Source organism: Brooklawnia sp. (genome assembly GCF_032229645.1).
Lineage (GTDB): Bacteria > Actinomycetota > Actinomycetes > Propionibacteriales > Propionibacteriaceae > Brooklawnia.
The window spans coordinates 1-21,368 of sequence record NZ_JAVTWX010000129.1; the positions used below are offsets into that span (position 1 = coordinate 1).

The window sequence follows — 21,368 nt, forward strand, 5'->3', positions numbered from 1 at the left end:
CTGGGGTCTCGGGGCGCAGCGCTCCCATGTGGGCCCGCATCGCCGCCTGGGATATCTTGTGAACGGCGTTGTCGTGGAGCTCTCTGGCAAGATCAAGCCGTAGCTCGGCCAGTTGATCGGCTGCCTGCTGACGTTCGGTCTCAAGTTGCTTGTGCGACGCACGCATGATGAGGCCGGCGCCCACGCTCATCGCGAAGAGCACGGGGAAGATCACCAGGTTGGCTGCGGTGAGCGGACGATCGCCGCTCGCATGCAGGACCATGGTGCAAAAACCCAGGACCGACAGCACCAAGGTGATCGGCACCGTGAATCGCGATGTCCTCCGCACCGCCGCCAGGATTGGCACGAACAAGGCGAGCCCGGCAGCCGAGACATCGTCGAACGGCAGCCCAAGCGAGATCACCAAGCCTGCGCACACCAAGGCTGCACCGGGCAACAACATCACACCCGAGATGGCCGCTCCAACGCACAGCACGATCATCGCCGACCAGCTCAGCACCGATTCGGGCATGTTGGCCATTCCGATGCCCGCTGCCAGTGCCGTGATAGCGAATTCCAGCCAACCGGACTGCAGGAAGCGGGAAATCCGCTCGAACCTATGGGACCCGGTGAATCTCGCTACTGGCATAGCCAGAAGAAGACGTTGCAATACCAGGGCAATCCGTTGCCGAAGGTGGTGATCACTAGCCCTGCAACAGCGGCGTATTTGATGACGGCAGCTTGGCTGAGCGGCGAGCGCATGGTGAACTCCTCACGGATCCGGGCTAACCCCACCAGATTAACTCGTGAAGTGCGGCATTCAGGAATGGTCCGGCGCAGCCGTCAACTCTGGTTGATGGGCTCTTGGTGTTCGCCGATCAGGCCCCATTCATTGGCGAGCGTCGCGATCTCGGCGCGATTGCGCTTGTCAAGCCTGGTCAGCAGGCGACTCACATAGGTCTTCACCGTGCTGACGGAGTACCCCAGCTGCTCACCTATCTGAGCATTGGTCAAGCCATATCCGATCAGCCGGACGAGATCGACATCGGTGATCGACAGATCGGCCGGCGGCTGCGAGTGGGTCTGCGTCCGGGCCAGCACCTGATAGACAAGTTGCGGCGAGATCAACGCGTCTCCGGAGTGCGCACTTCGAACCCCGAACTGAATCAGCTCCGGGCTGTCGGTCTTCAACAGGAAGCCCGATGCCCCGGCCGACAGCGCGTCCATCAGCAGTGTGTCGCTGGCCAACGCGGTGAAGCAGAGCACCTTGAGGTTGAAGGGCGCTCGGGTCAACCGTCTGGTGGTCTCGATGCCGTTCAAGCGCGGCATGTGAATGTCGACGATGGCCACATCCACGTCCAAGTCGCCGGCGATCCGGATCGCGTCCAGACCGTCGCCGGCCACGCCGGCCAGCTCGATGCCGTCGGCTGCCGCCAAGTAGGTTGCGACCGCGCGTTGCGCAAGCGCGTCGTCCTCAACGAGCAGCACACGGATCACCTGCTCGTCGTCCCCGCCGGTTGTCTTCACGCGATGACCATACCGACGATCGGGCACCTGGGGCTAGCGGATGCGCCGCAGACCAGCGCTGAGCGGAAGCTCCTGATGCTGGCCGCCGACATGGACGATCCGGCCGTCGACAACACTGAGCTGGGTGGCATGACAGCGCAGCGCGGCGACCACCGTCGACCGCTGATCTGACAGATCGAACCATTCAAATCCGTCGGCACCAGGTTCGGACGCGACCTCGACGAGCGGCAGACCGGCCGCCTGGGCAGCCTCGTCCGCCAGTTCATGCGCACGCACATGATCGGGATGCCCGTAGCTGCCCAGCCGGTCGTAGCCAACCAGCACACTCGGCCGGATCCGGTCGATCAACGCCAGGAGGTCGGCGACCTCATCGTCCAGACTGGACGCGGTGAAGGTCTGCGGATCGTCGATCTCGGCCGGACCGGCCAGGCCTTCGGCGATCCAGCGCATCCCGGAGTCGTGATAGTCCCGCCGTTGGTGCCCCACGGCCCGCGCCGGCGGGGTGCCCAAGACGTAGGCCGCTGTTATCCCGAGCGTCTGGGCGGCGCGCGCCAGTTCGTCCTCGCGCACCCGCACCAGTTCGCCGGCGGTGGTGGACTCGGGCAGCACGCCGGCAACGATTTCACCCTGCTCACCCCGGGTGCAGGTCAGCAACTGAACCTCTACCTTGTTGGCCGCCAGCCACGCCATCAAAGAGCCGGTCTGCACTGTCTCATCGTCCGGATGGGCGTGCACGAACAGGGGAACGACTGTGGCATCTTCGCTGGCCTCGGCCAGCAGCTCACGCGGGTTGGTCAACGCGCGGCCTCCTGCAGATAGACCGCCTCCAGTTCTGCGGCAACAACCGGCCAGGATCTGGTGGCAGCGAATTCGCGGCCGGCTCTGCCGAACTCGGCACGGTATTCGGCCTCATCGGTGAATCGCCGCACCACATCGGCCCAGGCGCTCGGTTCACGACTGTCGAGCAGCAACCCGGTCACATCATCGAGCACCGATTCCGACATGCCGCCGCTGCGGCTTGCCACCACCGGCACCCCGGACGCCGATGCCTCCAGGTTGATCAGGCCGTAGGTCTCCGACCGGCTCGGATTCAACAGCACGCAGGCCCCACGCATCATCGTCGCCAACTCGTCGCGATCCTGGGAGCCCAGGAAGGTCACCTCGTCGCTCAATCCGAGCGAGGACGCCAGATCGCGCAGTTCCTTGGCGTACCACGAGAAGTCGACCGATGTCTCCCCCGCGATCACCAGCCGCGGACGATGCCCCGCCGGTAGCGCGGCCAGCGTCCGAATGGCCAGATCGGGGCCCTTCAATGGCTGCAAGCGGGCAGCGAAGAAGAGATAGCAACCGTCCCAGGCCCAGTGCGGCTCATCGGGACGCAGCGGCCGGAACTGATCGATGTTCACCCCCGGGTACACGACCGCAACGCGTCCGGGATCGGCTCCGAGCCGGTCGACAATGGTCGCCTTCTCGGCTTCGCTGACCGCGATGATCCGATCGGATCGGGCGGCGACCTGCTGTTCGCCGGCATTTCGGCCCGACGATTCGGGCGGCTCCCCCGCCTCCAACGGCGCACCGACCGGAGCGGCCACCGAGTGATAGCTCTGCAGATGGGGCACCCCGGCGGCACGGGCGAGGGGCAACGCGGCCACCCCGGAGAACCAGTGATGCGAATGCACGATGTCGACCCCGGCCCCTTCGGACGCCCACCAGCGCGACAGTGCCCGGCTGAACGGCTCGATCAAGACCTCCTGCTCGCTCTTCGCGACCGGCTGGGCAGGTCCCGCGTCCAGATTGAACAGACGCACCCCAGGGGCCAATTCGACGACCGACGGCGCGCCCGGGTCATCCCGGCGAGTGAGCAGGTCGACTCGATGCCCTCGGTCGGCGAGCGCCAGGGCGGAATTGAGGGCGACCACATTCATTCCGCCGGCATCGGCAGAACCAGGAGAAGCCGTCGGCGAGGTATGCATCGAGACCATCACCACACGCAAGGGTTGCACTGCATGCTCAATAAGGTCCGCGCTGATCACCTGCACACTCAATCATGAATTGCCGGTGAACGTCTCGGCCATTCATCAAATCTCGACTCCACCACGAGCGAACGCGCTAGCCCACACGCATTCTTGAGGAAACTGGCAGCCGACGTGGCGAACTTCGCGCCAGGAACGTATCTTATGGACGTATGACGGACATCGAGGTACCTCAGGGCATCACGCTCATCGACACTCCGCTTGCAGGTATCAAGGTTGATACCCCAGCAGCCACTGGTGTGATCTATTTCAACGGAGCCCACATCGCCGCCTGGACCCCGGCCGGCCAGCACCCGGTGCTGTGGCTCAGCGATGCGGCCATCTTGGAGCCTGGTAAGGCGATTCGCGGTGGGATCCCGCTGCTGTGGCCGTGGTTCGGGGCCGGCGCGGACGGCAAGCATGCTCCGGCGCACGGCATCGCGCGCATCTCGGCCTGGAATCTGCTGCAGGCGAAGGTGAGCCCGGTCGGCACCGCAAGCATCATTCTTGGCCTGGACGGTGGCGCTGTGGACGCAGGGCTGGCCCCCGAGCTGCCCCGCGATTACCGGCTCGAGTTGCACATCAGCATGGGCAGGACGCTGATCGTGCAACTGGTGGTGATGGCCGGTGAGGACGCGCTCGTCTTCGAGGACGGGCTGCACAGCTACTTCGCGGTCGGCGACATCGGCAAGACCCGGATCGAGGGCCTCGACGGTGCCGCCTTCAGCAACCGGCTGACCGACAGCTGTGCCACTCAGCAGGGCGATGTCACCTTCGACGCAGAGACCGACCAGATCTTCGAGTCCCAAGCATCGTTGCGCATCGTCGACGAAGAGTGGAACCGCACGCTGCTGATCGAGAAGGTCGGGTCGGTACAGTCGGTGATCTGGAATCCCTGGATCGCCAAGGCGGCCGCAACCGCCGATCTCGGGGACGACGACTGGCAGCACTTCGTGTGCGCCGAAGCCGTGAATGTCCGCGAACAGTCGATCGCCGTCGCCCCTGGCGGCCGCCACCTGATCAGCCAGACGATCTCGGTGCTCTGACTCCCCAGAACTGGGGTCAGCGCCCGTATCCCTGCGGATATTGCTGCTGGCCCCAGTTCTGCTGCGGACGCTGCTGCCCCGGCTGGGCGTAGCCCGGACCCGCGGGTGCGGCCGGATGGCCGGGCTGGGCCGGATAGCTTTGCGGCGGTTGACTCGGCTGCGCGCCGGCGGATTGACCGGACCCTGCCGTGGACTGCGGAATCTGCCCGCCGGGGATCTTCGCGTCCTCGATCGACTGAGGTGTCGCGCCGTCCTCGCCCTCCTCAATGGGAACGGCACTGACGGCGGTGCCGATCGCGGTGACGCAGGCACCGAGGCGATCGGACTGCGAAATGTCGATCGAATAGCCGATCACCGCATTGGCAGCACGCTGCCCAGCCTGCTGAACCATCATCCGGACCGCCTGCTCCCGGCTGAGATAGACCATTTCGGCCGGACCCATATCAGGCCGCACCTGCGGCTGATTTCCCACTCCGAAGACCTCGCCCAGCACAGCCTCGATCCGGTACCCCGGGATCTGGCTCATCGTGATCACCAACATGGCACCAACAGTAGTGACCCACGGCGCGGGAATCGTAGCGGGAGAATGCGTGGGTTCAGCTAGTGACCCTCCGATCAGGCCCTAGGCTTTTCGAGTGAACTTCCGCTCCAGCTATGACCAGGGCTTCGTCCGGATCGCCGCGTCCACCATGCGGAGCTCGATCGCCATCCCACCCGACAATGCGGCCACCATCCTCGATATCGTGCGCACGCTGGACGCCGAAGCCGTCGCATTGGCCGTCTTCCCGGAACTCTGCCTGACCGGCTACGCGATCGACGATCTGCTGCTGAACGACGTGGTCATGAACGCGACCCTGGAGGCGATCGAGACGCTGCGCGCCGCCTCCGCCGACTTGTTGCCCGCCATCGTGGTGGGGGCACCGTTACGCAACGGCAACCGGCTCTATAACTGCGCGGTTGTGCTGCACCGCGGACGCGTCTTGGGCGTGGTGCCGAAGAGCTACCTGCCCAACTACCGGGAGTTCTACGAGAAGCGGCATTTCGCCGAGGCGCCGATGTGGGCTCAGGGTGAACCGACAATTTCGCTGGCCGGGGTGGCAGGCGCCGAGGCCGTTCCGTTCGGCGCCGGCATGGGATTCAAGGCCACCGACCTGCCCGATTTCTGCTTCTCGGTGGAGATCTGCGAGGACATGTGGGTGCCACTGCCGCCCAGCACGATCGCCGCCATGCGCGGCGCCACCGTGCTGGTGAATATTTCGGGCTCCCCTATCACGGTCGGGCGCGCGGACGACCGCGAGCTGCTCTGCCGTAGCGCGTCCGCCCGCGATCTGGCGGCCTATGTCTACGCGGCCGGCGGGCCGGGCGAGTCGTCCACCGATCTTTCCTGGGACGGCCAGACCTCGATCCACGAGAACGGTGCACTGGTGGCCTCGACCGAGCGTTTCCCAGCGAACTCGTCGTGGTGTATCGCCGACATCGATCTGGATCTGCTGCGCCAGGAACGGCTGCGCCAGAACACCTTCAACGACTGCGCCACCCGGTTCCCGTTCATGGCCGGTGGCCCGACGATCGAGTTCACCCTCGACCCGCCCCGCACCGATATCGGGCTGCGCCGTCAGATCGATCGCTTTCCTTTCGTCCCGGACGATCCGAGCCGGCTGGCCCAGGACTGCTTTGAGGCCTACAGCATTCAGGTCTACGGCCTCAAACAGCGGTTGAGTTCGATCGGCGAACCGAAGGTGGTCATCGGCGTCTCCGGTGGCCTGGATTCAACACACGCGCTGGTGGTCGCCGCCCGGGCCATGGACGTGCTCGGGCGTCCCCGCTCTGACATCCTCGCCTTCACCATGCCCGGTTTCGCCACCTCGGATCACACCCGCAACAATGCGACCGAGCTGGCCACCGCGCTGGGCTGCACCTTCGAGACGCTCGACATCCGCCCGGCCGCCGAGCAGATGCTGCGCGACATCGGGCATGCCCCCGATGTCTACGACGTCACCTATGAGAACGTGCAGGCTGGACTGCGCACCGACTACCTCTTCCGCATCGCCAACCAGCGCGGCGGCATCGTCTTGGGCACCGGCGACCTCTCGGAGCTCGCGCTGGGCTGGTGCACCTATGGCGTCGGCGATCAGATGAACCACTACGGCGTGAACTCCGGCGTGCCGAAGACGCTGATTCAACATCTGATCCGTTGGGTGATCAGCACCGGAGAGTTCGGCGACCAGGCCAACGAGGTGCTGCAGTCGATTCTCGATACCGAGATCACTCCCGAACTGGTGCCCACCGTCGGCGACGCCAAACCGCAGAGCACCCAAGACACCATCGGCCCCTACAATCTGCACGATTTCTTCCTCTATTGGACGCTGCGGCACGGCATGCGGCCGAGCAGGATCGCCTATCTCGCCGAGCACGCCTGGGCCGACGGGCAGGCCGGGTTGTGGCCGCAGGGCTACCCCGACGACGAACGAGTCGCCTACGATCTGCCGACGATCACCGGCTGGCTACGGGTTTTCGGTAAGCGCTTCTTCGCGAACCAGTTCAAGCGCTCGGCGCTTCCCAACGGCCCGAAGGTCGTCGCCGGTGGTTCACTGTCGCCGCGCGGCGATTGGCGGATGCCCTCGGACGCGTCGTCCAAGCTCTGGCTGAAAGACATGGAACGAATCGGCCCGCAGGACTGAACTACACCGCCACAATGGTTGCCATGGCGAACGTGGTGATCATTGGTGGCGGACCCGGCGGATATGAAGCGGCCATGGTGGCGGCTCAGCTGGGCGGCACGGTGACCCTCATCGAGGAAGCGGGCGTGGGCGGCTCAGCGGTGCTGACCGATGTGGTTCCGTCCAAATCGCTGATTGCCACCGCAGAGGTCATGACCCGGGTGCGCCGCAGCCGCGAGCTCGGCCTGACACCCAGCGATCCGGCGCTGAGCGAGCTGCAGGAGGCCGTCCGGGTCGATCTGGCGGGTATCAACCGCCGCCTGCTCGGGCTGGCGGAGGCGCAAAGCCGCGACATTGCCACCTCGCTGGCCGGTCAGGGGGTCCGGATCGTCCCCGGACGCGGAAGCCTGCTCGGCACCAATCGGGTGCTGGCGACCACGTCTTCGGGGGACGAGGAGCTGCCTGCCGATTTCATCCTGATCTCGGTGGGCACCCGCCCCAGGGAGCTGGCCGACGCCAGGCCCGACGGTGAGCGAATCCTGAACTGGAAGCAGCTGTACAACCTGACCGAGTTACCCGAACGCCTGATCGTGGTCGGATCGGGTGTCACCGGTGCCGAGTTCGCCGGCGCCTACAACCAGTTGGGCGTCGATGTGGTGCTGGTCTCCTCACGCGACCAGGTGCTGCCCAGCGAAGATCCGGACGCGGCGAAGGTGATCCAGGACGTCTTCGAGAGTTCGGGCATGACGATCATGTCGCGTTCGCGGGCTCAGTCGGCCCGCCGCGACGGAGACCGAGTGATTCTCACGCTGGCCGATGGCAGCACGGTAGGAGGCAGCCACCTGCTGATGGCGGTCGGCTCCATCCCCAATACCGAGAACCTCGGCCTGGCCGAGCACGGGGTGGCACTGAAGCCGGGCGGCCACATCGAGGTCGACCGGATGTCGCGCACCACAGCGCTCGGGGTCTATGCGGCCGGTGACTGCACGGGAGTCTTCCCGCTCGCCTCGGTGGCAGCCATGCAGGGACGGATCGCCATGTGGCACGCCCTTGGCGACGCGGTCCAGCCGCTGGAACTGCGCTCGATCGCGTCCAATGTCTTCACGGCACCCGAGATCGCCACGGTCGGCATCACCCAGCAGCAGATCGATGCCGGGCAACTCGCCGTGCGCACCGTCACACTGCCGTTGGCCGGCAACGCCCGCGCGAAGATGCAGGGCCATTACGACGGCTTCGTCAAGCTCTTCTGCCTGCCCACAACCGGCATCATCGTCGGCGGGGTGGTCGTGGCGCCGGGCGCCAGCGAGCTGATCTACTCGGTGTCGTTGTGCGTCTCGGCTCGGCTGACCGTCGATCAGGCGGCGCGAGCTTTCGCGGTCTTCCCGTCGCTGTCGGGCTCGATCTCGGAGGCCGGACGCCAGCTGCACAATGTGAACGCCGCAGAGTTGTGACGGGGCGTGCGTCAGGTTTGTGGTGTGACGGTTGTCTGGCGCCATAGGAGGCGGGTGACTGCGGGATCAGGCGTACACCACAGTCAGGCCGGTCGACGCGAGGTCTGCTGCCAGCTCGGGGTCGACGGCCGCATCGGTCACGAGCGTGTCGATGGCCTCCAGCGGGACGACGGTGATCAACTCGTCGCGGCCGATCTTCGTGTGATCGGCGAGGACGATCAACCGCCGCGCGGCGCGGGCCAACGCTCGCTTGACCTCCGCTTCCGAGATGTCGGGGGTGGTCATGCCGAATTCAAGGGTCAGTCCGTTGGTACCCATCACAGCGATGTCGGCCCTGATAGACGCCAGTGAGTTGATCGCCCAAGGCCCGACGGACACGAGCGTTCGGCCACGGACGTTGCCGCCAACGAGGTGCAGATTGATGTTCGGACGCATCGCCACCAGGGTGGCCACGGGAAGTGCGTGGGTGATGACGGTGAGTTCGCGGTCGGTGGGGAGCATAGCGGCCAGCAGCGCAGTGGTGGTGCCTCCGTCGATGACGATCGAACTCGCATCGCCGATCTGGGCGAGGGCGGCCCGCGCGATCGACTTCTTGGCTTCGGCGTTCGCACTCTCGCGTTCCTGGAAGCTTTGTTCGATCGCGACTCTCTCAACGGCCACCGCGCCGCCATGGACCCGCCGCAGAATGCCGCGACGCTCAAGTGCGGTCAGGTCGCGCCGGATGGTTTCGGCTGTGACATCCAGCTCCTGAGCCAGGCTAGCTACGTCGACCCGACCATCGCTACGTGTCCGCGAGGCGATCACTGCTTGGCGTTCCGGTGCATACACGCTCAACCTCCTCCTTTCGGGGCTACGAGAGTGTCAGATCCGAGCGGCCACGGCAGGCTCGCTGTTCTCGACGATCGCGCCCGGCTCATGCACCGCCCGCTTGACTCCCACATCGATGACGGGTTTCCCTGCGAACCTGGCCTTGTCCTTGACCTGAGGGACGGGGATCAGGGATCACCTCAATGGGATCAGGCGTTCGCGTAGTCCTCGGCGGCCCGGATCTGTTCCGGGGTGGGGCGGACGCCGGTGTACATCACAAACTGCTCCAGTGCCTGGCGGGCCATCACCTGGTCGCCGGTGATCGTCGTCTTTCCGAGTGACCGGGCGAGGCGGACGAGCGGCGTGTCCGGTGGCAGGTAGACCACGTCGAAGACCGCATCCGCCGCCGCAATCGCGGCTGCGTCGAATGCCAGTTTGTCGGCCTCGGGTCCGCCCTCCATGCCCACCGGCGTGGCGTTGAGGAGGAGACGCGGCTGGCGTCCGGACAGGGCGACGTCGGCGGCGACGCTGTACCGGGCGGCGAGCCTCTCACCACGCTCGGGCGAGCGCGGTGAGACAACCACGCCGTCACGGAAGCCGGAATCGACAAGAGCGGCGAGAACGGCCTTGGCCATACCTCCCGCGCCCAGCAGCGCGAATGGCATCGTGGTGTCGAATGCACTGTCGGCAAGCAGCGATCGAACAGCGATGTAGTCGGTGTTATACCCGGTGAGGACTCCGTCGTCGTTGACGATGGTGTTCACCGAGTCAATCGCCGCAGCCGAGGGGTCGATTCGATCGAGGAACGGCATGCACGATTCCTTGTAGGGCATGGACACGCCGACGCCACGGATACCGAGCGAGCGGACGCCACCGATGGTAGCTCCGATGTCGGTGGAGCTGAATGACTTGTAGATGAAGTTCAGTCCGAGTTCGGCATAGAGATAGTTGTGGAAGCGGTTCCCATGGTTGCCTGGCCTTGCTGCCAGCGAGATGCACATCTTGGTGTCTCGGTCGATCGCGATGACCATCGTGTCTCCTTGTGGGTTTATGACGCTTCTGTGCGCTCTGACTAGATTATTATCTCCGAATGAGTCCGCGTCAACATTAACTCAACACAAATGGGCATTTGTTTGTGACCATTTCAGTCATCACAGGCGACGGACGGCTGGCAGGCGTCACGCTCATGGGCCTGCCCCGACCACTAGACTCGGCGCCATGTCCGCATTCGCCGTTGATCCGTCCGTTCCGCGCGCCAGCGCCGCCGATATCGCCGCAGCGCTGGACGACCCCGGTTTCGGTCGTTACTTCGTCGATCACATGGCGATCGCGACCTGGACCGGCGGCGAGGGGTGGCATGACCAGAAGCTGATAGCCACCGGCCCTCTATCGCTGCATCCAGCACTGGCCGGCCTGCACTATGCCCAGGAGATCTTCGAGGGCCTGAAGGCCTACCGGCATCCCGACGACTCGGTCTGGATGTTCCGGCCGGAGATGAATGCCGCCCGCTTCGCGCACTCGGCGACACGCATGGCGATGCCACCGCTACCGGAAGCGGACTTCATCGATTCGGTCACGCAGCTGGTCGCGCTGAACCTCGACTGGGTGCCGCAGGCCGACGGCGAGAAGAGCCTGTATCTGCGTCCGTTCATGTTCGCGTCCGAATCACTGATCGGTGTGCGAATCTCCGACGCATTCAGCTATCTCTGCCTGGGCATGCCCGTGATGCCGTTCTACCCCGATCCGCTGACGCTGTGGGTGAGCCCCACCTTCAGCCGGTCGATGGCCGGCGGTACCGGCGACACCAAGTGCGGCGGCAACTACGGGGCGTCCATGATCGCCGAGGACGAGGCCCACCGCAACGGCTGCGGCCAGGTGCTCTGGCTCGACTCCGCGACCCGCAGCTGGGTCGAGGAGGGTGGCACGATGAACTTCCTGGTCGTCACGGCGGACGGCGAACTGGTCACCCCCGACCTGAATGGCACGATCTTGGCAGGCGTCACCCGCGACAGCCTGCTGAAGCTGGCCACCTCGCATGGGCTGCGTCCGGTCGAGCGGCCGCTGGCCTTCGCCGAACTCTGCGAGGGCATCGCGTCCGGACGCATCACCGAGGCGCTGGCCTGCGGCACTGCCGCAGTGGTCAGCCCGGTGGTGGGCATCAAGTCGCCCGAAATCGACCTGACGGTCGGTGATGGCACCCCCGGCGCCAAGACCCTCAGGCTGCGCAACCATCTGACCGGCATCCAGTTCGGTACCGAACCCGATGTGCACGGCTGGATGCGCCGCGTCGGCTGAACCCACCCGGGCGTGGACCAAGTGCTTCGGCTACCCCTAGGCTGACACCAAGCCCGTCGCGAGGAATAGCCATGACAAACCCGCAAGCATCCGCACAGCCCATCAGGATCGGCGTCCTCACCAGCGGTGGAGATGCCCAAGGCATGAACGCCGCAGTCCGCGCAGTCGTCCGTACGGCAATCAGCCGCGGCGCCGAGGTCTTCGCCATTTTCGAGGGCTATCAGGGCATGATCGACGGTGGCAACGGCATCCGGCCGTTCGACTGGGACGATGTCGGCTCGATCCTCGCCAAGGGCGGCACCATCATCGGGACTTTCCGAAGCACCGAATTCCGCACGCGCGAGGGGCGTCTGAAGGCCGCCCGGAATCTGGTCGAGCGCGGCATCGACCGGCTCGTGGTGATCGGTGGCGATGGCAGTCTCACCGGGCTCGACCTGATGCGTCAGGAGTGGCGCGGCCTGCTGGACGAGCTGGTCGGCAGCGGTCAGATCGATTCCGGCCTCGCCGCGCAGCACTCGAACCTCATCATCGCCGGGCTGGTCGGATCGATCGACAACGATCTCGTCGGGGTCGATTCGACGATCGGCGCCGACACCGCCCTGCATCGCATCATGGATGCCATTGATGCGTTGAGCAGCACCGCGGCCAGCCACCAACGCAGCTTCGTGCTTGAGGTGATGGGACGCCACTGCGGCTACCTGGCGCTGGCTGCTGCCATTGCCGGCGGCTGCGACTACGTGCTGATCCCGGAGAACCCGCCCGCAGAGGGCTGGGAGGATGAGATGTGCCAGATCCTGCGCACCGCCCGGACACGCGGCCGCCGCGATTCGCTCGTCGTGGTGGCCGAGGGTGCCACCGATCGGCAGGGCAACCCGATCCGCTCCGAATATGTCCGCCAGGTCATCGAAGATCACATGCATGAGGCGGCCCGCACCACCATCCTCGGTCACGTTCAGCGCGGCGGTACCCCCAGCGCCTATGACCGCTGGACACCCACCTGGCTGGGTGTCGAGGCCGTGGACGAGCTACTCGAGCCATCGGTGCCCGGCGAGGCGAAGGTGATCGGCATCCTGGGCAACAACGTCGTGCGGCTGCCGCTGGCGCAGGCCATCCAGAACACCAAACATGTGCCCGATCTGATCTCGGCCGGCGACTATGCGGCTGCCATGGATGCCCGGGGACCGTCCTACAACGAACTCGACCGAATCTTCGGAGAGCTGTCGAAGCCGGCACAGTTCGCCGCCCCGGAAGGCTCGAAACGGATCGGCATCGTTCATGCCGGCGGTCTGGCACCCGGCATGAACACCGCAGCTGCCGTCGCCACCCGGCTAGGCATTTCGCGCGGGTTCACGATGGTCGGCATCCTGAACGGCTTCGAAGGGCTGCGCAAGGGTGCCGCCCGCGAACTCGGCTGGGATGACGTGGAGGGCTGGATCGGTTCCGGCGGTGCCGAACTCGGGCTGCGCCGTGGTGTGCCCTCCATGGAGGATCTGTACAAGCTCAGCCGCTCGATGGAGGATCTGCGACTCGATGGGCTACTGGTGATCGGCGGCTGGAATGCCTACCAGGCCGCCTACCTGATGCACTCGGAACGCTCGCGCTACCCCGCCTTTCAGATCCCGATCATCGCCGTGCCCGCGTCCATCGACAACAACCTGCCGGGCACCGAGTTGGCGATCGGCGCGGACACCGCGCTGAATGTCTCGGTGAGTTCGATCGACATGATCAAGATGAGTGGGGCGGCGACCACCCGCGCGTTCATCGTCGAGACGATGGGACGCTACTGCGGCTTCCAGGCGCTGATGAGCGGTCTGGCCAGCGGCGCCGAGCGCGTCTATCTCAACGAAGAAGGCGTCGAGCTGGGCGAACTGGCGTACGACGTCGCCTGGTTGCAGCGCAGCTTCGCGGCCGGACGCAAGTTCTTCCTGGCCATCCGCAATGAACGGGCGTCCGAGTCGTACACCACCGAGTTCATCGGGCAGATGCTGGAAGGCGCCAGCAACGGGGTCTACGACGTGCGAACCCACATCGTCGGGCATGTTCAGCAGGGCGGCGAGCCGACGCCGGCCGACCGCCTGCTGGCCGCCCGTCTGGTCAGCGAGGCCTTGGCTCAGTTGTCGAAGGCGCTCGGCACGCACAAGCCGACCGGAGTCTACGTGGGGCTGCAGTCGTCCGAGATCGTCACCTCACCGCTGTCACACATGATGGATTTCATGGATACCGAACATCGTCGGCCGTTCGACCAGTGGTGGATGCAGCTGCGTCCCGTGCTGCACGCCGTGACAGACGATGTCACCAGGTTGCGGCGAGAGCGAGCGCCCAAGTAGCGAGATTCGGTTTCGATCTGTGTATGCGCGCCTCTGCTGTTTGCGCTAGACGGCCGAATAGAGTCCTGGCATGGACCCCATCCGTAACCCGTATGCTCCCGGCGCCGGCCAGCGTCCTCCCGAGCTCGCCGGACGAGACGAGCAACTGCGTGCCTTCGAGGTCGTGCTTGAGCGAATCGCGCGCGGTCGTCCGGAACGTTCGGTGATCCTCACCGGGCTACGCGGAGTCGGCAAGACCGTGCTGCTGAATGCGCTGCGATCCGCTGCGGTGCGCTCGGGCTGGGGAACCGGCAAGTTCGAGGCGCGTCCCGATCAGGGAATCCGGCGACCGATGGGGGCTGCGCTGCATACCGCGGTGCGCGAACTGGCCCATCCCGACGCGAACACCACCTTGGGAACGATCCGGTCGTTCATCGAACGCGACGCCGGGCCACGCGCGAAACTGGCCGAACGCTGGAATCCCGGTATCCAGGTGCCGCCGACCCCCGGACGCGCCGACTCGGGGGACATCGAGATCGACCTGGTCGAGCTCTTCACCGACGTCGGCGGACTGGCCGCCGACAAGGGAGTGGGCGTGGCCGTCTGCATCGACGAGATGCAGGACCTGCGAGCCGATGACCTGTCGGCGCTGTGCGCCGCCTGCCACGAGATCAGCCAGCAGCGGCTGCCGCTGATCATCGTCGGCGCGGGGCTGCCGCACCTGCCGGCGGCACTCAGCGCGTCCAAGAGCTACTCGGAGCGGCTCTTCCGCTATCTGCGCATCGACCGGCTCGACCGTGTGGCCGCTGACCTTGCGCTACAGGTGCCCGCCGAGGATGAGGATGCGAGTTTCACCGCTGGCGCATTGGCGGCCATGTACCAGGTGACCAGCGGCTATCCCTACTTCATTCAGGCCTACGGCAAGGTGACCTGGGATCTGGCTCCGGCCTCTCCGATAACCGCCGACGATGTCGCGGTGGCAACTCCCGAAGCCGAAGCCGAACTCGCCGTCGGATTCTTCGGCAGCCGCTACGAGCGGGCGACCCCTGCCGAACGCGAGTATCTGCGGGCGATGGCCGAACTGGCCGATCCGCAGAGCCCGACCGAAGGCGTGCCCACCAGCGCGGTCGCCGAGAAGCTCGACCGGACGCCACAGTCGCTGTCCCCCGCCCGGGATGCGCTGCTGAAAAAGGGGCTGGTCTACGCGTGCGAGCGGGGCCAGGTGGCCTTCACCGTGCCTCACTTTGGACGTTATCTGCGCACGCAGCTCTCGTGACTCGCCATGCTGATGAGGCTCCTCAGTCTCACGTGGCGGCGAGCGGGCTTCGGGCCGCCCGGCTTCGCATAACGTATTTATTCAACAGACCCGATAGAAAATGGAGTCGAAGGCGATCCGCAGGCAGCCCCGCAACCAGGCAGCCATGCGTGTTCGACCCAACTGAGAGGACACCGATCATGGCCAATCTGGAGTTCCGTGACAACACGGCGGGATTCCGCTACGAGGCATCCGAGGGTGGTGAGCTGGTGAGCCAGATCGATTACACGATCGACGGCGACGTGGTGACCTTCACCCACACCAGTACGCCTCCGCAGCACCGCGGCCGCAAACTGGCCGAGCAGATCACCCGCTGGGCACTCGATGATGTCCGCGCACATGGACGCAGGGTCGTGCCGCTTTGCCCCTTCACCGCCTCGTTCGTCTCGACTCACGCACCCGACTACGACGACATCGTCGTACAACGCAATCGCTGACCCGCAGTGTCTGCGCTTGTCACCGACCTTCGAAGCGATAGCACTCGCCGTCGGCGCCGGTGATCACCACACGGTGCCCCGAGCTGAGGTCGAGTTCGGTCGTCAGCCATAGCTCACCGGCGCGGCTGCGGTAGACGAGCCGCTCGTTGGTCAGTTTGATCATCTCGTGCCGGGCGTCCACCAGCCACTGGTGCCGGCGGCGCAGCGCGATCAGCGCGCGGTATTCGTCCAGCAGCCAGGGCATCGGGGGCTGCCACTGGTCCGGCGTTGCGGGCATCTCGGGACGAATCTCGTCGTCCCCACCGGCACGCTCGTATTTCGTCCCCCGGACGCCTCCCTCGTCCCCGTAGTAGACCGATGGCATGCCGCCGACCGTGCAGAGCACGGCCATGGCCAGCACGGCGGCCTGTGGCCCGACCATGGTCGTGATGCGGGTGACATCGTGGTTCCCGATGAAGGTCAGCGGGCGGAGCAGATCGAGGAGTTCGTCTGTCCTGGTCAGCGTCCAGTCGAGTTCGAAGAAATTGGCATCGTTGAGACTGCTCCAGATCGCCTTCCATAGCTCGTAGGCGGTGACCGACTCCAGTGTGGTGGCCTTCAATTCGTCCAGCTCGACGTGGATGACCTCGCCGGCGAACAGCGCGTCCGGGTAGTCGGCACGCACCGCGGGCAGCACGGTGGCCCAAAACTGCGAGTCCACCGCATAGGCGGCGTCCAGGCGCCAGCCGTCGATGCCACGGGCCAGCCAGTACCGCATCACGTCGCCGACCAGTTTCGCGACGCCGGGGCTGGCGTGATTGAGCCGGACGAGATCGTCGCTGCCCTCGAAGTTCAACCTGGTCGGCGGCTGCGTCGAGTAGTCGATGTGGAACCAGTCCGCGGTTTCGGCCTCGGGAGAGGCGAGGGCCTCCCGCAGCGCCGGGAAATCCTGGCTGACGTGGTTGAAGACGCCATCGAGCAGGATCCGTACACCGCGAGCATGGCAGGCGTCCACCAAAGAGTCGAAGTCGGCTTCGTCACCCAGCCTCGGATCGATGGTGAAGTAGTCGAGCGTGTCGTAGCCGTGAGATCGCGAAGTGAAGACCGGGCCCAGCAGCAGGCCGTTGCAGCCCAGCGCGATCAGGTGATCGAGCCAGGCCTCCAGTCGCGTCAGTCGGTGCGCCGGCCGGCCGTCGGGGTCGGCGGACGCGTGCAACGCCCCGGTCATGCCGAGCGGGTAGACGGAATACCAGACGGCTGTATCCGTCCAGCCGGGTGCGGTCATGGGTGCCTCCTCGCGGGCCGCGCATGGGCCGGTAGTTCGCCCGCGCGTCTTTCTAGTGAGATTAGCTCACTTACGCCTACGATGTCGCCATGAGTAGGACCGATCGCACTCCGCGCAGACGCCTCGATCCGATCAGGCGTCAGTCGGAGATCCAAGCCGTCGCGGCCGGGACCTTCGCCTCCCAGCCCTATGAGCAGGTTTCGATGGCTGAGATCGCCGGGCAGGCCCAGGCCTCGGAGGCGCTGCTCTACCGCTACTTCGGCTCGAAGCCGCAGCTGTACACCGAGATATTGCGCACCGCGCTCGACGAGATCAGAGCGCGTCAGCAGACCGCTGTCGCCGCGCTGGGCCCGGGCGCCACGACCCGCGAAGAGTTGCGCGCTCTGGTGGACACTCGACTCGACTATCTGATGCCGCTCAGCCCTATCTGGGCGACTGCGCTCATCACGACCGGCAACGATCCCGCGGAGGCTCGCGTGATGCGCATCGAGGTTCGCGAGCAACGGCTCGCCGCATTGCGCGGGCTCGGCGGTCTGACAGTGATCGATGACTACGCACTTCACGGATTCCTGGGATTCGTGGATGCAGCCTGCCTGGCCTGGGTCGAACGCGGCTGCCCGGCGGGCAACCGCGACCAACTGGTTCAGGCGAGTGTGAACGCGCTGCTCGGGCCGGCCGATGACCCGCGTCCGGAGGCTGCTCGACGCGGCAAGTTCGGACGGCGCTGACCACAGCGCGACCACCCGCACCGTCTCTAAGATTGGCGTATGGCCCCTGTGATCGTCTGCGTCGGACTGACAACCATCGACATCGCCCAGGTGGTGACGCAACTCCCCGCTGCCAACAGCAAGATCACCGCCACCGATGCCTGGCTCGATGTCGGCGGACCGGCGGCGAATGCGGCCCGGGTGGCCAGCCATGACGGCTGCCAGGTGCGTCTGGTGACCGCGCTCGGCGACTCCGCGCTGGCTGCGCTCGCCCGCGAGCGGCTGGCAGGCATCGAGATCATCGACGTCGCACCGCCCGGCCACCGGCTGCCGGTCTCCACGGTCTTCATCACGCCGGACGGATCGCGCGCCGTGGTCTCGCGCAACGCGACGGCGCTGGACTCGATCCGGCAGCCAGATCCGGCGGTGCTGGACGGCGCGGAGGTGGTGCTGCATGACGGGCATCTTCTGGACGTCTCCTTCGCGCTCGCCACCAATCCCTCCCCGATTCACGTGCTGGACGGCGGTTCGTGGAAGCCGGGTCTCGAGAAGCTGCTGCCGCTGATCGATGTGGCGGTGATCTCGGCCGATTTTGCTCTGCCCCGCAGCACACCCGAGCGAGCCTTGGACGATCTGGCCGGTCTCGGCATTCCCAGGCTGGCCCGCACCTGCGGCGGCGACGCGGTGCAGGCGATGATCGGCGAGCAGCTGGGCCTCTTCCCGGTTCCCCGTGTCGAGGTGGTCGATTCGACCGGGGCCGGAGATGTGCTGCACGGATCGCTGGTCGCCCAACTGGCCGGCGGAATCGACTTCACCAAGGCGCTACGAAATGCGATCGTCGAGGCCTCCGAATCGGTGACCCACTACCGGATTCTGTGACAGTTGCCTGGATCGCTGTGCCCGCGAAGATCGCACAACGCGCTTGGTTGCACTCCAGATGCGGCTGCGAGCCAAAAATCTGCTTCGCGCAGGCATCTGGGGAGCACTGAAGCGCGTTGGGGCCTCACGACGCCCAGGCGCCGGTACCGAACAAGAACGCCCACCAGGCGATCAGGCCCAGGTCGGCGACGAGCAGCAAACCCCGCAACAGATTCCACGCCGAGCGCGCCCCGGGCGATTTCGGGCGCGTGCTCAGCAGCACGCCGAGCAACCCGAACAGCGGGAACCACAGCAGCACCGCCCGATTGACCGACATGAACCAGCCCGAGCTGCTCAACACGATCACGTTGACCGCCACCCAGGTGCATTCGGCCCAGCGGCGCTTCATCAGGCACCACAGCGCGGTCAGATATCCGAGCGCCACCGAGACGATCTCGAACCGGAACATCACCGGCACCTCGGGACGATCGGGCCAGTACGACTCGGCAGTCAGCGGCACAGTCGCCCTCAGCGCATCCCAAGGCCACGACAGATTGCGCTGCCATCCCTGTCCCTGGGCTGAATACCAGGCCGTCCAGGAACCGGTGTGCTGATGCAGGAAGACCACGTAGGCTGCTAGCACGCCGACCGGCAACAACAACCACGGGCAATTCCGCAGCTTGGTCATCACCGGCGTCGAGGCCTGGGCCACGATCATGACGCCGAGCGCCGCGATCAGAAAGAGCCCAGAGATCCGCAACGAACACGCGAGTGAGGCGAGCAATGCCGCCTGCGCCCAATGCCGGTGCAGGCCTCGCTCCCAGGCCCAGAAGGCCGCCGCGCAGAAGAACGGTTCGGTATAGGGCACCGCGGTGAAGACTGTCATCGGGGCCAACAGCCACAAGCAGGCCATCCACGCTCCGCCGATTCGATGCAATGCCCACGCGGCAAGCCCGGATGCGACCTGTGCGAGAACAGCGGTCGAGATCACCATCGGTAGCCCGAGTGCTCCGAGGCCCGCCATCAGCAGCGGCAGCCCGGGGAAGAAGGCGATATCGAGCGGGTCGCGGTAACCATGTGCAGCGATGGTCAGGTAGTGCTCGACATCCCAGCGGTTCAATATTTGCTCCAGCGAGACGCCGGTGCTGGTCATGATGAAGGCGGCGACGCCGAGCATCAGCGCGCGGGTGGCGAGCCAGGTGATGATGACCAGGCGAGCACCCCGGTGGTCAGCGCGCGTCACCGGTCACCGCGACCTCGTCCGAGCCATCCTCACGCGTTGCTCGCCTGGCCCGCGCGGCCGCCCGGGCACGGTCCTGCAGCGCGGCGACCCAGGCTGCGTCCGGCGCGTGATTGACCACGCCGCCCAGCGGGTCGTCCACCATCGGCATCCGCACCGGATCGCTCCAGGGGAATCTGATGTCGTCGATCACCCGCATCGCAAACCACACTTGGACGAAGATGCGCGCGATCACCGCGATCCAGTAGATCCACTCCCAGTCGGTACCCACGCCGATCATGCCCTCCAGGAAGCCCCAGATGGCGGCAAAGTAGACGGCCTCGCCGAGCGTCCAGATGGCGACATCGCGCACCTTGGGCCGGGCCAGCACGACGATCGGCAGCAGCCACAGCGCGTATTGCGGCGAATAGACCTTGTTGAAGATCAAGAAGCAGAGCATCACCAGCAGCACCACCTGAGCGACTCTCGGCCGCCGTGGCGCGCGCAGCACCAGCCAGCAGACACCGATGCCGCAAACGGCCATGCAGACGAACGCGATCGCCGACACGGCCGGAATCTCCAGGCCTGCCAGCGTCAGCACATACCAGATGGAGCCGAGATCGGCACCACGGTCGGCATTCAGCGTCCAGAACTGCGTCCAGCCCTGCCACGCGACGATCATTACCGGCACATTCACCACCAGCCAGGCGGCCAGCGCACCCAACCAGAGGCGCGCGATCGCCCGCAGCTGCCCGGAGCGTACGCAGACCAAGGTGATGGCGATCAGCACCAGCACCGGATAGAACTTGGCCGCGAACGCCAGCCCCAGCACCGCACCGGCGATGAACGGGTAGCGACGGCTCCAGATCAGCAGGCCGATCGACGTCAGCATGACCGCGAAGAGATCCCAGTTGACCAGCCCATTCAATGCGACGATCGGCGAGGCGGAGATCAACAGGGCGTCCCAGACCCGCACCGGGCCGGCGAAGCCGCCTTCGGGTGACCCGCGTCCGATCCGCAGATGCACCAGCACGGTGACCAGGAAGCAGATGAAGAGGACGATCGCGTTCACCTGGAAGAAGAGCTGGGAGGCGGCCAGCCGCTCGTCGAAGCTGGCGTCCGGGGAGATCGTCGCGCCGAGCAGAGCGGTGACCGCCCTAGTCACAGCCACGAAGCCACCGGTCAAGACCGGATACTCAAGCGATATATCGGTGTATATCCCTGAGCCAATACTGAGGTCGCGATTGAGATAGAGGATCGGGATGTCGCTGTAGCACATCCGCATGAACGGGTTCGGGAAGGCGTCGCCGGGCAGTGGACGACAGGGCACCTGCCGCCAGATGACGACCAGCCAGGTCAGGGTCGCCGAAACGAATGCGTAGAACGCCGGATTGAACCACAGGCCGAGCCGGCGGGCCCGTGACCCCACGGACCCGCCAACTCGATAGGTGAAATCTGCTGGCTCGCTCACCCAGCCATTCTCCC

Annotated in this window: 19 protein-coding genes; 9 read left to right on the forward strand and 10 right to left on the reverse strand. The window is 65.7% G+C overall.

The window, feature by feature from the left end; genetic code table 11:
• The 4 genes from AAFP05_RS10110 to AAFP05_RS10125 form a co-directional block, all read right to left on the reverse strand.
• On the reverse strand, positions 1 to 628 hold a 628-nt coding region (locus tag AAFP05_RS10110; protein ID WP_341729741.1), incomplete at its 3' end, for a hypothetical protein.
• A gap of 194 nt (positions 629 to 822) precedes the next feature.
• Positions 823 to 1,506 (reverse strand): response regulator transcription factor, encoded by a 684-nt coding sequence (locus AAFP05_RS10115; protein WP_341729742.1) that lies wholly within the window; start codon positions 1,504 to 1,506, stop codon positions 823 to 825.
• 33 nt (positions 1,507 to 1,539) lie between these two features.
• Complete coding sequence (locus AAFP05_RS10120; RefSeq protein WP_341729743.1) at positions 1,540 to 2,304, reverse strand: PIG-L family deacetylase; 765 nt, start codon at positions 2,302 to 2,304, stop codon at positions 1,540 to 1,542.
• Positions 2,301 to 3,509, reverse strand: a complete 1,209-nt coding sequence (locus AAFP05_RS10125) for a glycosyltransferase (RefSeq protein WP_341729744.1) — start codon at positions 3,507 to 3,509, stop codon at positions 2,301 to 2,303. Before AAFP05_RS10125 ends, AAFP05_RS10120 begins: the two co-directional genes overlap by 4 nt.
• Positions 3,510 to 3,691: 182 nt before the next feature.
• Between AAFP05_RS10125 and AAFP05_RS10130 the strand changes: the two genes are divergently transcribed.
• Entirely contained in the window at positions 3,692 to 4,564 is an 873-nt protein-coding gene (locus tag AAFP05_RS10130; protein ID WP_341729745.1) for a D-hexose-6-phosphate mutarotase, read from the forward strand.
• A 16-nt stretch (positions 4,565 to 4,580) separates the two neighbouring features.
• Here the strand turns inward: AAFP05_RS10130 and AAFP05_RS10135 are convergent, their stop codons facing one another.
• Positions 4,581 to 5,105 carry a heavy metal-binding domain-containing protein gene (locus tag AAFP05_RS10135; RefSeq protein WP_341729746.1) on the reverse strand — a complete coding sequence of 175 codons (525 nt, stop codon included), beginning with the start codon at positions 5,103 to 5,105 and terminating at the stop codon, positions 4,581 to 4,583.
• 94 nt (positions 5,106 to 5,199) lie between these two features.
• Between AAFP05_RS10135 and AAFP05_RS10140 the strand changes: the two genes are divergently transcribed.
• The gene (locus tag AAFP05_RS10140; protein ID WP_341729747.1) at positions 5,200 to 7,245 is read left to right on the forward strand and encodes an NAD(+) synthase; all 2,046 of its coding nucleotides are present in this window, start codon (positions 5,200 to 5,202) and stop codon (positions 7,243 to 7,245) included.
• A gap of 23 nt (positions 7,246 to 7,268) precedes the next feature.
• Positions 7,269 to 8,675, forward strand: a complete 1,407-nt coding sequence (locus AAFP05_RS10145) for an NAD(P)H-quinone dehydrogenase (RefSeq protein ID WP_341729748.1) — start codon at positions 7,269 to 7,271, stop codon at positions 8,673 to 8,675.
• Positions 8,676 to 8,741: 66 nt separating this feature from the next.
• On the opposite strand, the gene AAFP05_RS10150 is transcribed toward AAFP05_RS10145, so the two are convergent.
• Both AAFP05_RS10150 and AAFP05_RS10155 read right to left on the reverse strand, forming a co-directional pair.
• Positions 8,742 to 9,503, reverse strand: a complete 762-nt coding sequence (locus tag AAFP05_RS10150; RefSeq protein ID WP_341729765.1) for a DeoR/GlpR family DNA-binding transcription regulator — start codon at positions 9,501 to 9,503, stop codon at positions 8,742 to 8,744.
• A 188-nt stretch (positions 9,504 to 9,691) separates the two neighbouring features.
• On the reverse strand, positions 9,692 to 10,513 hold the full coding sequence (locus AAFP05_RS10155) for a shikimate 5-dehydrogenase (RefSeq protein WP_341729749.1): 822 nt from the start codon (positions 10,511 to 10,513) through the stop codon (positions 9,692 to 9,694).
• Positions 10,514 to 10,700: 187 nt separating this feature from the next.
• On the opposite strand from AAFP05_RS10155, the gene AAFP05_RS10160 reads away from it, so the two are divergent.
• From AAFP05_RS10160 to AAFP05_RS10175, 4 genes are all read left to right on the forward strand, one after another.
• The gene (locus AAFP05_RS10160; RefSeq protein ID WP_341729750.1) at positions 10,701 to 11,777 is read left to right on the forward strand and encodes a branched-chain amino acid aminotransferase; all 1,077 of its coding nucleotides are present in this window, start codon (positions 10,701 to 10,703) and stop codon (positions 11,775 to 11,777) included.
• Between the two features lie 71 nt (positions 11,778 to 11,848).
• Positions 11,849 to 14,104: a 6-phosphofructokinase gene (locus tag AAFP05_RS10165; protein WP_341729751.1), complete on the forward strand. Its 2,256-nt coding sequence runs from the start codon at positions 11,849 to 11,851 to the stop codon at positions 14,102 to 14,104.
• A gap of 70 nt (positions 14,105 to 14,174) precedes the next feature.
• The gene (locus AAFP05_RS10170; protein WP_341729752.1) at positions 14,175 to 15,359 is read left to right on the forward strand and encodes an ATP-binding protein; all 1,185 of its coding nucleotides are present in this window, start codon (positions 14,175 to 14,177) and stop codon (positions 15,357 to 15,359) included.
• A gap of 179 nt (positions 15,360 to 15,538) precedes the next feature.
• A complete protein-coding gene (locus tag AAFP05_RS10175) occupies positions 15,539 to 15,835 on the forward strand; it encodes a GNAT family N-acetyltransferase (RefSeq protein WP_341729753.1) in 297 nt (98 codons plus the stop codon).
• Between the two features lie 19 nt (positions 15,836 to 15,854).
• Here AAFP05_RS10175 and AAFP05_RS10180 read toward each other — a convergent pair whose 3' ends face one another.
• On the reverse strand, positions 15,855 to 17,099 hold the full coding sequence (locus AAFP05_RS10180; RefSeq protein ID WP_341729754.1) for an alpha-amylase family glycosyl hydrolase: 1,245 nt from the start codon (positions 17,097 to 17,099) through the stop codon (positions 15,855 to 15,857).
• An 89-nt stretch (positions 17,100 to 17,188) separates the two neighbouring features.
• Here AAFP05_RS10180 and AAFP05_RS10185 point away from each other — a divergent pair, with 89 nt between their 5' ends.
• Positions 17,189 to 17,827 (forward strand): TetR/AcrR family transcriptional regulator, encoded by a 639-nt coding sequence (locus tag AAFP05_RS10185; protein ID WP_341729755.1) that lies wholly within the window; start codon positions 17,189 to 17,191, stop codon positions 17,825 to 17,827.
• 39 nt (positions 17,828 to 17,866) lie between these two features.
• The gene (locus tag AAFP05_RS10190) at positions 17,867 to 18,685 is read left to right on the forward strand and encodes a PfkB family carbohydrate kinase (protein WP_341729756.1); all 819 of its coding nucleotides are present in this window, start codon (positions 17,867 to 17,869) and stop codon (positions 18,683 to 18,685) included.
• A 124-nt stretch (positions 18,686 to 18,809) separates the two neighbouring features.
• Here the strand turns inward: AAFP05_RS10190 and AAFP05_RS10195 are convergent, their stop codons facing one another.
• Positions 18,810 to 19,907 carry a mannosyltransferase family protein gene (locus tag AAFP05_RS10195; protein ID WP_341729757.1) on the reverse strand — a complete coding sequence of 366 codons (1,098 nt, stop codon included), beginning with the start codon at positions 19,905 to 19,907 and terminating at the stop codon, positions 18,810 to 18,812.
• The gene (locus AAFP05_RS10200) at positions 19,894 to 21,354 is read right to left on the reverse strand and encodes a hypothetical protein (RefSeq protein ID WP_341729758.1); all 1,461 of its coding nucleotides are present in this window, start codon (positions 21,352 to 21,354) and stop codon (positions 19,894 to 19,896) included. Before AAFP05_RS10200 ends, AAFP05_RS10195 begins: the two co-directional genes overlap by 14 nt.
• Between the last annotated feature and the right edge of the window lie 14 nt (positions 21,355 to 21,368).

Bases quoted from the DNA above. Each gene is read 5' to 3' on its own strand.
- AAFP05_RS10130 (WP_341729745.1), top strand. From the start codon at position 3,692: ATGACGGACATCGAGGTACCTCAGGGCATCACGCTCATCGACACTCCG.
- AAFP05_RS10135 (WP_341729746.1), bottom strand. From the start codon at position 5,105: ATGTTGGTGATCACGATGAGCCAGATCCCGGGGTACCGGATCGAGGCT.
- AAFP05_RS10145 (WP_341729748.1), top strand. From the start codon at position 7,269: ATGGCGAACGTGGTGATCATTGGTGGCGGACCCGGCGGATATGAAGCG.
- AAFP05_RS10155 (WP_341729749.1), bottom strand. From the start codon at position 10,513: ATGGTCATCGCGATCGACCGAGACACCAAGATGTGCATCTCGCTGGCA.
- AAFP05_RS10160 (WP_341729750.1), top strand. From the start codon at position 10,701: ATGTCCGCATTCGCCGTTGATCCGTCCGTTCCGCGCGCCAGCGCCGCC.
- AAFP05_RS10165 (WP_341729751.1), top strand. From the start codon at position 11,849: ATGACAAACCCGCAAGCATCCGCACAGCCCATCAGGATCGGCGTCCTC.
- AAFP05_RS10170 (WP_341729752.1), top strand. From the start codon at position 14,175: ATGGACCCCATCCGTAACCCGTATGCTCCCGGCGCCGGCCAGCGTCCT.
- AAFP05_RS10175 (WP_341729753.1), top strand. From the start codon at position 15,539: ATGGCCAATCTGGAGTTCCGTGACAACACGGCGGGATTCCGCTACGAG.
- AAFP05_RS10180 (WP_341729754.1), bottom strand. From the start codon at position 17,099: ATGACCGCACCCGGCTGGACGGATACAGCCGTCTGGTATTCCGTCTAC.
- AAFP05_RS10185 (WP_341729755.1), top strand. From the start codon at position 17,189: ATGAGTAGGACCGATCGCACTCCGCGCAGACGCCTCGATCCGATCAGG.
- AAFP05_RS10190 (WP_341729756.1), top strand. From the start codon at position 17,867: ATGGCCCCTGTGATCGTCTGCGTCGGACTGACAACCATCGACATCGCC.